Below are 11,577 nucleotides of genomic sequence, written 5' to 3'. Positions count from 1 at the left end.
GGGCGCACACCTCAACTTCTCTGCGGCTCGGGGGCCGATCGGAACTCTGTCGACATCATCCTCCCCTGCCGTACGTCCCATCCACAACGTTGTCCACAGACTGTGGAGATGTACGTGGGGCAAGGTGGTGAGGTGCGACGCTAACAACACACCGGGGCCCGGGCAACCTGACGCACGGACTTTTTCCAGCGTCCCGGCGTGTCGCGCTGGACAGGCTCTCTGGCGGTGGCATCGTCGCTCGATTCCCCAGGGTCCCGGAGCCGGCTCCGGCGGTTTGACCCTGCGAGCGGGCGTCCCGTACCGTGGACGTCGGCCTGTCGGCCGCTTTCGCATGCCCACGACCCAGCCGGATCACCCGGTGGGACGCGCGTGGGCTTCCGATCGCGGCCGAAGAGCCCACACACGTCAGCACCGGGCCGCCGGCCCACCGACCATCGGAGACCGCACATGAGCAAGCGCACCTTCCAGCCCAACAACCGTCGCCGCGCCAAGACCCACGGCTTCCGCCTGCGCATGCGTACCCGCGCCGGCCGCGCGATCCTGAGCAACCGCCGCTCCAAGGGCCGCTCCAAGCTCTCTGCCTGACGAGCCACCCGGTGCTGCCCGCGCGGCACCGCCTGACGGAGCGCGCGGACTTCGCGGCGACTGTCAGGGGCCGAGGCACTCGACGCCAGGGCTCCCGACTGCTCGTGGTCCATGCCCGTGTGGCGGACGCGACCCAGACCGACGCCCGGGGGGATGACTCCCCGCGCGTCGGTCTCGTCGTGTCCACGGCCGTCGGCAACGCGGTGACCCGCACTCGGGTCAAGCGCCGGTTGCGGGCCCAGGTGGCACCGCTCCTGGCCGACCTGCCGCACGGGACCGACCTGGTGATCCGGGCCAACCCCGCGGCCGCCGGCGCCGACTCGCACGAGCTGGGCGCTGCCCTTCGGCACTGCGTGCACGCCCTCTTCGTTGAGCAGGCGAGATGAAGATCCTCGCTCTGCCGCTCGTCTGGCTCGTCCGTGGCTACCAGCTGCTCGTCTCGCCGCTGCTGCCGCAGAGCTGCCGCTACTTCCCGAGCTGCTCGGCTTACGGGATCACCGCGCTGCGGCGCTTCGGGTTGATCCGCGGCAGCTATCTGACCGTGCACCGCCTCGTGCGGTGCAACCCCTGGACCGCCGGGGGCATCGACCACGTGCCCGAGACGTGGGCGCAGCGCGGCTCGCCTGACCTGGCCAGGCCCCGCTTCGCCGACATCGAGGCCCACGACGACGGCGTCGTACCCGGCGCCACCGACCGAAGGACGTTCACCACGTGAGCTTCAGCGACATCATCTATCCCTTCGAGTGGCTCGTCGCCTGGATCATGTATCTGTGGCACGGGGCGCTCACGGCGATCGGCCTGCCGGAGGCCAGCGGCTGGACCTGGACCCTGTCCATCGTCGGTCTCGTCATCGTCATGCGGGCGGCGCTCATCCCGCTCTTCGTCCGCCAGATCCACGCCTCGCGCAAGATGCAGCTCATCCAGCCCGAGATGCAGAAGATCCAGGCGAAGTACAAGGGCAAGACCGATCCGGAGTCCCGTCAGAAGATGACGGAAGAGACGATGGCGCTCTACAAGGACAGCGGGACCAACCCGTTCTCGTCCTGCCTGCCGATCTTCGCGCAGATGCCCTTCTTCTTCGGTCTCTTCCGCGTCCTCAACAGCCTCGACGAGATCGGGTCCGGGGCGAAGTCGGGCATCGGCCCGATCACCCAGCAGGTGGCGGCCCAGGCGGAGTCGTCCTCGATCTTCGGCGCGCAGCTCTCGGCACAGTTCCTCGGGACGGGTGGCGGTCTGAGCGTCAAGCTCGTGACGATCACTCTCATCATCCTGATGTCGCTGACGACCTTCACGACGCAGTACCAGCTGATGCGCAAGAACATGCCGGAGTCCGCTCTCGAGGGCCCCTTCGCGCAGCAGCAGAAGATGATGCTCTACCTCTTCCCGATCATCTTCGCCGTGTCCGGCGTCTACTTCCCGATCGGTGTCCTCATCTACTGGTTCACGACCAACGTGTGGACCATGTGCCAGCAGTTCTACGTCATCCGCCGCATGCCGGCGCCCGGCTCTGCCGCGGAGAAGGCGATGCAGGCCCGCCGCCGCAAGGCCGGCAAGTCGGTCGACACCCCCGAGGAGACCCGGGAGCGCAAGCACGACGCCGAGATGGCGAGCGAGCTCGAGGCGAAGGGCGTCATCTCCGGGCAGCGTCAGCAGCCGACCTCGAAGAAGCGGGCGAAGAAGAAGGGCGGTCCGCCGCCGAAGTCGACGTCGAGCTCGCCGGTGAGCGAAGACCGCCCCAAGACCGACAACTGACCCCCGGAGCGCCCGGGGCAACCCGGGCACCCGACCGCCACACGCAGGAGACACCATGAGTGACAACCCGACGACCGAGGTCGCCGCGGACCAGGAGACCACGGCCGAGGAGACCCCGGCCCCCCGCAAGAGCCGGCGTCAGCTGCTCGAGCGCGAAGGGGAGGTCGCTGCCGACTTCCTCGAGACCCTGCTCGACATCGCCGACCTCGACGGCGACATCGACCTCGACATCGATGGTGACCGTGCCGCGGTCGCCATCGTCGACTCCGAGGAGGGCCGCGTCCCGCGGCGCCTCGTCGGCCAGGACGGCAAGGTGCTCGAGGCTCTCCAGGAGCTGACGCGCCTTGCGGTCCAGTCCGCGACCGGGGACCGAAGCCGCCTCATGCTCGACGTCGCCGGACACCGTGCGGCCCGACGGGCGGAGCTCGTAGAGATCGCCCGGACTGCGATCGCGTCCGTCACCGCCGACCACGAGTCGGTCGAGCTCGAGCCGATGAGCGCCTTCGAGCGCAAGGTCGTGCACGACGAGGTGCTCGCCGCCGGTCTCGTGTCGGACTCCTCGGGCACCGAGCCGCGTCGATTCGTCGTCGTGCACCCGGCTGCCGAGGCCGCTGCTCCGGCGGCTGAGAACGCGCCGGTCGAGACGGACGAGGTGGCCGAGTCCACCACGCCCTCCGACGAGGACGTCATCGCTGGCTGAGCTATGAGCTGAGGCGTTTCACGTGAAACGCTGGGGGCATGACTGCTGACTGCCCCGCGGCACCCGAGGGCGCCCGCCGATTCTTCGGCGGGCGCCTTCCGCGTGCCGAGACCTTTGCCGCCGTGCTCGCCGACACCGGGGTCAGCCACGGGCTCATCGGCCCCCGGGAGGTCCCGATCCTCTGGGAGCGGCACATCCTCAACTGCGCCGTCATCGAGGACGCCTTCGACCGGGACGCACGAGTCATCGACGTCGGATCAGGGGCCGGACTGCCGGGCCTGGCCGTCGCCATCGCACGACCGGACCTCGACATCCACCTGGTCGAGCCGATGCAGCGGCGCACCGACTGGCTGGCCGAGGCGGTGCGCGTGATCGACCTCGACAACGCCACCGTCCACCGTGGTCGCGCCGAGGAGTTCCACGGCCACCTGTCGGCCCCCTTCGTCACGGCCCGCGCCGTGGCCGCTCTCGACAAGCTCGCCCGGTGGTGCTGCCCGATGGTCGAGCCGGGCGGGCAGCTCGTGGCGATGAAGGGCCGCTCGGCCGAGCAGGAGGTCGCCGCGGCCACGAAGGCGTTGCGGAAGCTGAGGGTGTCCGAGACCGCGATCTCCGAGCACGGGCATGGGGTGCTGGACGAGCCGACGCTGACGGTGGACTGCACCGTGGGCACGCGCTCTACCTGACAGCGTTTCACGTGAAACGTCCGCACCCCGGGCGAGCGAAAGGATTGCCGCCCAGCCCTTCCGCGGACCACTACCCAAGCTCCCGTTTCACGTGAAACGCGCCCGAGCGCGTCGGTAGTGCGACGGTGAGTTGTCCACCGAAGCTGTGGAGAACCACGGCGATCTGGTGGAAAACCCCCGGTTTTGACCCGAGTTGTCCACAAGCGCGGCTCCGTTTGGCGTGTCGGCCCGGACTGGGGTTGTATGGCTGGGCTCGCAGTCCCCTGAGGAGGAATGTCTCGGTGACCACACCACGCACCGCCACCCCTGGCCTCGGGTGGCCGGCACTCGCCGGACCCACCGAGACCGCGCCGATCGGGTGGATGGGGGTGGCCCGAGACCTCGGATCCGGGCGGGACAGCCCGACCGACCAAGTCGCTGTGGACGGGTCCGCGGTCCCGACCGCCGAGCCTGAGACGAGCCAACCGGAGCGGCCGGAGCAGAGCATTTCAGACGACGTGGAGGCCCCTGTGCCCGAGATCGCCCCCGAGCACACGGCGCCCGATGTCGCCGCTGCATCCGACCCCACGCCACCGATGTCGGCCCCGGCCGACACGAAGGCTGCCCGCCCCGCGGCCGCGCGGCTGCCCCGACCGGGCCGGCCGCGGATCATCACGGTGTCCAACCAGAAGGGTGGCGTCGGCAAGACGACCACGGCGGTCAACATCGCCGCCGCCTTGGCCGATGCGGGCCTGCGCGTCCTCCTCATCGACACCGACCCCCAGGGCAATGCGAGCACGGCTCTGAACATCGAGCACCACGCCGAGGTGCCAAGCATCTACGACGTCCTCGTCGACGGGATGCCCATCAGCGAGGCGATGCAGCCGTGCCCCGACGTCGACAACCTCTGGTGCGTCCCGGCCACGATCGACCTCGCCGGGGCCGAGATCGAGCTCGTCTCGCTCGTGGCCCGTGAGAGCCGGCTGACGAAGGCCCTCGCTGCGTGGTTCGCCGAGCGCGCGAGCGCAGGCGAGGAGCCCATCGACTACGTCCTCATCGACTGCCCGCCCAGCCTGGGCCTGCTCACGGTCAACGCCTTCGTCGCTGCCCGCGAGGTGCTCATCCCCATCCAGTGCGAGTACTACGCCCTCGAGGGTCTGAGCCAGCTGCTGAAGAACATCGACCTCATCCGCACGCACCTCAACGCCGACCTGCACGTGTCGACGATCCTGCTCACGATGTACGACGGACGCACCCGACTCTCCTCGCAGGTGGCGCAGGAGGTGCGTGAGCACTTCCCCGACCAGGTGCTCACGTCGACCGTGCCCCGATCGGTCCGGGTCTCGGAGGCGCCGAGCCACGGTCAGACCGTCATCACCTACGACCCCCAGAGCACGGGCGCCCGGTCCTACACCGACGCGGCCACCGAGATCGCCCACCGCGGCGCAGAGCAGAAGGACAACGCATGAGTGAGAAGCGACGTGGCCTGGGACGAGGGCTCGGTGCCCTGATCCCGGACGCCGGTGCCGCCGGACGGTCGACGGAGCGGCCGGTTGACGTCTTCTTCCGCGACCAGGAGCGTCCCGCGGCCCTGCCCAACACCGTGGCGGGGAAGATCGCCGAGGCCACCGCAGAGGCGCCGGCGACCCCGGTGCCCGCGGAGCACGAGGCCGTGGGCGGTAGCGGTGCCGCGAGCGTGGCGCCAACCGAGACCCCCCGGGCCGACGGGGACGCACCGGCCGACGGCCTCGCCCCGGTGCCTGGGGCGACCTATGCGGAGGTGCCGGTCGACGCGATCCGCCCCAACCCCCGCCAGCCGCGAACCGTCTTCGACGAGGACGACATGGCCGAGCTCGTGCACTCGATCAGCGAGATCGGCGTGCTCCAGCCCATCGTCGTGCGCCGCGTCAGCGACGGTGAGGAAGGCGTCGACTTCGAGCTCATCATGGGTGAGCGTCGCTGGCGGGCAAGTCGCCAGGCGCAGCGAGCGACCGTGCCCGCGATCGTCAAGGCGACGGAGGACGACGACCTCCTGCGGGACGCCCTCCTCGAGAACCTCCACCGCAGCAACCTCAACCCGCTCGAGGAGGCGGCGGCCTACCAGCAGCTGCTGGACGACTTCGGCTGCTCCAAGGAGGAGCTCGCCGGACGCATCGGTCGCTCTCGGCCGCAGATCTCCAACACGCTGCGCCTGCTGCGCCTGCCCCCAATGGTGGCTCGACGCGTCGCGGCCGGGGTGCTCAGTGCCGGGCACGCCCGCGCCCTGCTCACGCTCGACGACGGTGAGCAGATGGAGCGGCTCGCCCAGCGGATCGTCGCCGAAGGCCTGTCGGTGCGCACGGTCGAGGAGATCGTCGCGCTGGGCATGGCACCGGAGAAGGAGAAGCGCTCCGCCCCCCGGGCCGGCCGTCACCACCCGCAGCTGGACGACCTGGCCGGTCGGGTGAGCGATCGCCTCGACACGCGGGTGAAGATCAACCTCGGCCAGCGCAAGGGCCGGATGACGATCGAGTTCGCCTCGATGGAGGACCTGCACCGGGTCCTCGGCCAGATGGGCGTGGACGCCGAGGAGGTCGAGGGCTGACCGGGCCCCCGACCGGACAGACGTGAGAGGGGCCCCGCGGTGTTGAACGCGGGGCCCCTCTCAGCATGCTCAACGGCACGAATGCCGTTGTGCTGCAACGAAACTCAGCCGACGAAGGGCTCGAGCTCCTTGACGAGCTTGGGCTTCGGCATGGCGCCGACGAGCGTCTTGACGATCTCGCCGCCCTGGAAGACGTGCATCGTCGGGATCGACGTGATGCCGTAGCGCGCGGTGATCTGCGGGTTGGCGTCGGTGTCGAGCTTGACGATCTTGAGCTTGCCGTCGTACTGGCCGGACAGCTCCTCGAGGACGGGGGCGACCGCGCGGCACGGGCCGCACCAGGTGGCCCAGAAGTCGACGAGCACGGGGGTGTCGCTCTGCAGCACGTCCTGGTCGAAGGTCGCGTCGGTGGTGGGGGAGGTGGCCATGGGGGTCCTTCTCTCTCGGGTGGGGGTCGTGGGGGTCGAGTGGTCTGGGGTCAGCGGGCGCCGACGGTGCCGACGACGGGGTTGTCCTGCGCGGTGAGCGCCTGGTCCTGCGCCGGCGCGCCGGCCTCCTCGCGGGCAGCCAGCCAGCGCTCGGCGTCGAGTGCGGCCGCGCAGCCGGACCCGGCGGCGGTGATCGCCTGACGGTACGTGTGGTCGACGAGGTCGCCCGCGGCGAAGACGCCGTCGAGGTTGGTGCGGGAGGAACGGCCCTCCGTCAGCACGTAGCCCTCGTCGTCGAGGTCGACGACGCCCTGGACGAGCTCGTTGCGCGGGTCGTGACCGATCGCGACGAAGAGCCCCGTGGCCTCGATCTCGCGCGTCTCGCCGGTCACCGTGTCGCGCAGGGTCAGCCCGGTGACCTTGTCGTCGCCGTGGATCTGGGCGACCTCGGAGTTCCACGCGAAGCGGATCTTGTCGTTGGCGTGGGCCCGATCGGCCATGATCTTGCTGGCCCGCAGCTCGTCGCGCCGGTGGACGATCGTCACCGAGCGGGCGAACTTCGTCAGGAAGGTCGCCTCCTCGACGGCGGAGTCGCCGCCGCCGACGACGACGATGTCCTGCTCACGGAAGAAGAACCCGTCGCAGGTCGCGCACCAGCTGACGCCGTGACCGGACAGACGCTTCTCGTCGGGCAGGCCGAGCTCGCGGTAGGCCGAGCCCATGGCGAGGATCACGGCGTGCGCGCGGTGGGTGTTGCCCTCGCCGTCGGTGACGACCTTGACCGGGCCCTCGAGCTCGACGGCGGTGACGTCGTCGGTGACGATCTCGGCACCGAAGCGCTCGGCCTGGGCGCGCATGTTGAGCATGAGGTCGGGCCCCATGATGCCCTCGGTGAAGCCCGGGAAGTTCTCCACGTCCGTGGTGTTCATGAGCGCGCCGCCGGCGGTGACCGAGCCCTCGAAGATCAGCGGCTCGAGGTTGGCCCGGGCGGCGTAGACGGCGGCGGTGTATCCAGCGGGGCCGGAACCGATGATGATCACATTGCGGATGTCGGTGCTGGCGTCGGCCACGGGTGCGTCCTTGGGGTCGGGTGTAGGCGGTCTGACGGTGTCAACGTCATCGTAGGTGCCGTCTGTTCCATGAGCTCGTGGCCACTGCGGCATGGGACCGGCCACCCCGCTCGCTGCGGGACGAAGGGGGGAGCTCGCCCCGGTCCGACGGGGCCGGCAGGACCGACGGGCCGGCAGGACGGCGTGCGCCCGGGTGGGGCACGCCGTCCGGCAGGTCACTTCGTGCTGGGGACCTCGACGCTGTCGGGCCAGATCGGCTCGCAGCCCGAGGTGACCGCCCAGGCCCGCGCGGGGCCGTCGGGCAGCGACTCGGCGACGAGCAGCAGCCCGTCCTTGCCCTCGAAGGTGCCGATGTCGATGACGACGGCCTGCATCTGGGGCTGACCCAGGCGGGCAAGGCAGTCGGCGGCCCCGGCAGCGGTGGTCATCGTGCCGAGCACCTCGTCGTCGCGCACCGTGGGCGCACCCGCCGGGTCCTCGAGCAGGGTCGCCGCCTCGGAGGCGAGCGACGAGCGGGTGTAGGCGGTGCCGGTCTCGGTGATGGCGAAGGCCGGGACCTCCTCGTCGGAGGCAGCGCTGCTCGACGTGGCGCTCGACCCCTGCTCGGCTGCCCCGGACCGGCCCTGCGACGACGGGGCGGCGCCGGCGCCCGCGTCGGAGGCGGCGTCGTTGCCGCTGTTGCGCAGCATGCCGGTGCCGACGGCAAGGGCCACGACGGTGGCCGCGGCGGCGCCGAGCAGCCAGGGCGCGGCCGCGCGTCGCCGGCCGGAGCCCCCGCTGGGGGTGGCCATGGTGCTCCAGAAGCCGGACGGCTCGTCGGCGTCGTCGGTCTCGTCCGCGTCCATGGTGAGCTCACCGGTGGCGCGCGCCGTCTGCTCGTCCTCGAGGCTGGCGCGGATGCGCTCGGCCAGGTCGTCGGGCATGGGCCCGCTCTCCTTGAGGCTCGCGAGCAGGTGACGCATCCCCGTGGGGTCCTTGTCCTCGGTCATGGTCACCTCCCTTCGTCTGCCTGGTGGCCTGTTGTGTCTGACGAGGCAGCGGCGTCGGAGGTTCCCCGCGCGTCGATCCCGGCTGCGGCAAGCGCCTTGCCGAGGGCCTCACGGCCGCGCGAGCAGCGCGACTTCACGGTGCCCGTGGGGATGTCGAGGACCTGCGCCGCCTCGGCGACCGGGACGCCGTGCATGTCGACGAGCACCAGCGCGACGCGTTGCTCGTCGGGCAGGCGGCGCATCGCCTCGTGGACGGCCAGGCGGGTGTCGACCCGGCCCGTGGCGTCGGGCGCAGGGGGCGCGGCCGCGACGACCTCGTCGGTGAGCTCGCTCGTGGGGCGCACGCGTCGGGTCAGGTCGATGCAGGCGTTGACGACGATGCGGTGCAGCCACGTCGTGACAGCCGCGTCGCCGCGGTAGGAGCCGGCCCGGCGGAAGGCGGAGACGAAGGCATCCTGCACCGCCTCGGCCGCGAGCTCGCGGTCACCGCAGACCCCGACGGCCACGGCCCACATGCGGTCGCGGTGGCGGCGGTAGATCTCGCCGAAGGCCTCGGCGTCGCCCTCGACGTGCATGCGCATGAGCATCCGGTCGTCGATCTCGGCGAAGGGGGAGTCGCTCACGTCATCACCTCAGCGGACGGTGATCTCGCCGACGGCGGCCCGGTAGCGGCCGTCGTCACCCTGGGAGAGGGTGGTGAACCAGACGGTGACGTAGCGGCCGGTGACCTGGCCGCTCGGCGTGAGCTCGACCTCACCGGTACGACCGTCGGTGCGCCCGATCTCGGTGCCCGAGTTGGTCGGCTGGTCGCCGGCGTAGACCGTGGCCTGCGCGGCGAGCGGCAGCTGGAGGGTCACCGAGCTGATGTCCTGGGCCTGGCCCAGGTCGACGGTGACGCCGACGCCCTGCTTGACCCCGCCGAAGCTCGGGTCCTCGTAGCCCTCGGTGGTCCAGATCGTGTCGGGGTCGCCGTCGTAGACGCGCGGGACCTCGGCGTTGTGCTCGACGCCGTCACCGGGGGCGGGGTCGTAGCCGGCGGCATTGGCGATGGCGAGGGGCTCGCCGCCGCCGGAGCCGCTGCCCGAGCCGGAGCCCGAGGGGCTCGCGGACTGGGAGGTCGCGACCGCCGTCGTCTCGTCGCCGCCGAGGATGCGCCCGAGGTCGGTCGCCGACCCGATGCGCGAGGTGCCGATGGTGCCGAAGAGGCAGGCCAGCGCGACGAGCCCGGCCATGAGCCCGAGGACGAGGTTGGCCTGGCGGCGGCTCGGCGGGGCGCCGGCCTCGGCGGGCAGGAGCGGAGCGGGGGCCTCGATCTCGGCCGTCGTCGGGGCGGAGCCCAGCGAGCTGCGGCTGCGCTGGTCGGCCCGGATCGCCTCGCGGCGGGCGCGGGCGTCGTGGAGCGCCTCCTTGGACCGGTCGCCAGCCGTGCGCGCGACCTTGCCCAGCCGGTCGCCGATGACCTTGCCCCCGGTGCCGACCGCACCGGCGGCAGCAGCTGCGGCGGCTGCGGCGGCGGCGGCGCCTCGCCGACCGTGCTCGTCGTCGGAGTCATCCTGCGGGCGGCGCACACGCCGCGTGCGCTCGTCGTCGGCACGTCGGCCGGCGGGCGTCTCGTCGCCCCGGGTGACGTGGGCGGTCACCCCGTCGCGGTGGCGCAGCCGGATCTCGCGGGTCGCGTCGTCGTCCCCGCTGTCGAAGGGGGTCTCCCCGGCCTGCGCAGCGTGCGAGCGGGTCGTCGCCGCGTCGTCGGAGGAGCCGGACCGCGCGGCGGCACCGGCGAGCCCGGCAGCACCCGCGGCCGCCCCGGCGGCACCGGCCACGCCGAGCCCGGAGGAGCCGTCGCGCTCACCCGTGCCGTCGGCACCCGACACCACGTCGTGGTCATCGCTCGTGGATCCGTCGCCCGCGACGCCGCTGGCGGTGGGCACGACCTCGGTCGGTGCATCGGTACCAGCCCGGGGGCTGGTGCGCACGGCGCCGGCCAGCGGGATGCGCGACCAGGGCGCGATCTGGGCGGCGTAGTCGCCGGGGGAGTCGGGGCCCTGACCCTCGCCGAGGGTCTCGCGGCAGATCGTGTCGAGGTCACCGGGGACCCCGACGGCGACGCGGGAGGGCGGCGGCGGACCGGACCCCTCGCGGGGGGCGCTCGGCAGCCCGCTCGGGCGCTCGAGCGGCCAGGTGGCGGTGAGGCCGGCGTAGGCGAGGGCGACGACACCGGTCGCGTCGTCGCGGTCGGCCTCCTCGCCCTCGGTCTCGATGCCGGCGAGGGCGGCGGCGGTCGCGAGACCGCGCACCTTGACCCGGCCGTCGCCCGTCAGGAGGACGAGGTCGGGGGTCAGTGCGAGGTGGTGCAGCCCGCGGGCGCGGGCGGCCTCGATGCCGGTGGCGACCTCACCGGTGATCCGGCGGACCTCCTCGGCGGGCAGGCCCTCGGTGCCGATGACCTCGGTGTAGGTGCTGGCATCACCGATGGCGTCCTCGGCGATGAAGGAGTGCTCCGCCTCGCTGCCGACGTCGAGGATGCGCACGAGCTGTGCGGCCTCGATGCCCGCGGCGCGGCGGGCAGCGTCGAGCGCGGCGGCGGTCGAATCGGCGTCGGCGGGCATGACGATGAGCGTCACGTCGCGGTCGAGCGTCGTGTCGCGAGCATTCCAGCGCTCGCCACCGGGGATCTCCTCGATCCTCGTCTCGACGGTGTAGCGACCGAGCTCCGTCCCCGGGTTCACCCCGTGCACGCTGCCCCTCTCGTCGGTGTAGGCCTGCCGCGCCATCCTAGGTCCCAGCGGCAGCGCATCCGCGCAGCCGAC

General features: G+C 71.8%; 13 protein-coding genes. 8 read left to right on the top strand and 5 right to left on the bottom strand.

The window, feature by feature from the left end; genetic code table 11:
• Positions 1-447: 447 nt before the first annotated feature.
• From rpmH to NMQ01_RS15850, 8 genes are all read left to right on the top strand, one after another.
• On the top strand, positions 448-585 hold the full coding sequence (gene rpmH, locus NMQ01_RS15885) for a 50S ribosomal protein L34 (RefSeq protein WP_255184858.1): 138 nt from the start codon (positions 448-450) through the stop codon (positions 583-585).
• An 11-nt stretch (positions 586-596) separates the two neighbouring features.
• The gene (gene rnpA / locus NMQ01_RS15880; protein WP_255184857.1) at positions 597-971 is read left to right on the top strand and encodes a ribonuclease P protein component; all 375 of its coding nucleotides are present in this window, start codon (positions 597-599) and stop codon (positions 969-971) included.
• A complete protein-coding gene (yidD, locus tag NMQ01_RS15875) occupies positions 968-1,300 on the top strand; it encodes a membrane protein insertion efficiency factor YidD (RefSeq protein WP_255184856.1) in 333 nt (110 codons plus the stop codon). The genes rnpA and yidD overlap by 4 nt, the downstream gene beginning before the upstream one ends.
• A complete protein-coding gene (gene yidC, locus NMQ01_RS15870) occupies positions 1,297-2,337 on the top strand; it encodes a membrane protein insertase YidC (RefSeq protein ID WP_255184855.1) in 1,041 nt (346 codons plus the stop codon). Before yidD ends, yidC begins: the two co-directional genes overlap by 4 nt.
• A gap of 55 nt (positions 2,338-2,392) precedes the next feature.
• A complete protein-coding gene (locus NMQ01_RS15865) occupies positions 2,393-3,037 on the top strand; it encodes a R3H domain-containing nucleic acid-binding protein (protein ID WP_255184854.1) in 645 nt (214 codons plus the stop codon).
• Positions 3,038-3,075: 38 nt separating this feature from the next.
• On the top strand, positions 3,076-3,720 hold the full coding sequence (rsmG, locus tag NMQ01_RS15860) for a 16S rRNA (guanine(527)-N(7))-methyltransferase RsmG (RefSeq protein ID WP_255184853.1): 645 nt from the start codon (positions 3,076-3,078) through the stop codon (positions 3,718-3,720).
• A 575-nt stretch (positions 3,721-4,295) separates the two neighbouring features.
• Entirely contained in the window at positions 4,296-5,168 is an 873-nt protein-coding gene (locus NMQ01_RS15855; RefSeq protein WP_255186396.1) for a ParA family protein, read from the top strand.
• Positions 5,165-6,283 (top strand): ParB/RepB/Spo0J family partition protein, encoded by a 1,119-nt coding sequence (locus NMQ01_RS15850; protein ID WP_255184852.1) that lies wholly within the window; start codon positions 5,165-5,167, stop codon positions 6,281-6,283. Before NMQ01_RS15855 ends, NMQ01_RS15850 begins: the two co-directional genes overlap by 4 nt.
• A gap of 104 nt (positions 6,284-6,387) precedes the next feature.
• Here NMQ01_RS15850 and trxA read toward each other — a convergent pair whose 3' ends face one another.
• The 5 genes from trxA to NMQ01_RS15825 all read right to left on the bottom strand — a co-directional run bounded on the left by trxA (position 6,388) and on the right by NMQ01_RS15825 (position 11,496).
• Positions 6,388-6,711: a thioredoxin gene (gene trxA / locus NMQ01_RS15845; RefSeq protein WP_255184851.1), complete on the bottom strand. Its 324-nt coding sequence runs from the start codon at positions 6,709-6,711 to the stop codon at positions 6,388-6,390.
• A gap of 50 nt (positions 6,712-6,761) precedes the next feature.
• Entirely contained in the window at positions 6,762-7,781 is a 1,020-nt protein-coding gene (trxB, locus tag NMQ01_RS15840; RefSeq protein WP_255184850.1) for a thioredoxin-disulfide reductase, read from the bottom strand.
• A 215-nt stretch (positions 7,782-7,996) separates the two neighbouring features.
• Entirely contained in the window at positions 7,997-8,770 is a 774-nt protein-coding gene (locus NMQ01_RS15835) for a hypothetical protein (RefSeq protein ID WP_255184849.1), read from the bottom strand.
• Between the two features lie 2 nt (positions 8,771-8,772).
• Positions 8,773-9,393 carry an RNA polymerase sigma factor SigM gene (gene sigM / locus NMQ01_RS15830; protein ID WP_369694820.1) on the bottom strand — a complete coding sequence of 207 codons (621 nt, stop codon included), beginning with the start codon at positions 9,391-9,393 and terminating at the stop codon, positions 8,773-8,775.
• Positions 9,394-9,402: 9 nt separating this feature from the next.
• Positions 9,403-11,496 (bottom strand): hypothetical protein, encoded by a 2,094-nt coding sequence (locus NMQ01_RS15825; RefSeq protein WP_255184848.1) that lies wholly within the window; start codon positions 11,494-11,496, stop codon positions 9,403-9,405.
• Positions 11,497-11,577: the final 81 nt, after the last annotated feature.

The sequence above is a fragment of the Janibacter sp. CX7 genome, from assembly GCF_024362365.1.
GTDB lineage: Bacteria > Actinomycetota > Actinomycetes > Actinomycetales > Dermatophilaceae > Janibacter.
Note: the sequence above shows the minus strand (reverse complement) of the source record. Positions and strands in the feature narration are given on the sequence as shown.